Annotated in this window: 1 protein-coding gene; it reads left to right on the forward strand. The window is 66.0% G+C overall.

The window, feature by feature from the left end:
• Positions 1–306 (forward strand): MobA/MobL family protein (locus tag HBA93_RS20275; protein WP_221724474.1); only part of this gene is annotated, 306 nt, incomplete at both ends.

Raw genomic sequence — 306 nt, forward strand, 5'->3', positions numbered from 1 at the left:
GGGAGGGGATCGCCAACGAGCGCCTTGCGATGGCCGGGCTAGATATTCGCATTGACCATCGTTCGCACATGGAGCGCGGGCTAGAGATCGCGCCGACCGAGCATATGGGCGTCCATGCCACGCAGATGGAGCGGCGCGGCCTCGACGTGTCGCGGTCGCGGCTGGACGAGGAAGCGGCCCGGCGCAATGCCGAGCTGATCCGAGAGAAGCCCGAGCAGGTTCTAACCCTCATCACCGGCGAAAAGAGCGTGTTCGACCGGCACGACGTTGCGCGGGCGCTGCATCGCTACATCAACGACGACCCGC

It is taken from the genome of Ochrobactrum sp. SFR4 (genome assembly GCF_019730395.1).
In the GTDB taxonomy this organism is placed as follows: domain Bacteria; phylum Pseudomonadota; class Alphaproteobacteria; order Rhizobiales; family Rhizobiaceae; genus Pseudochrobactrum.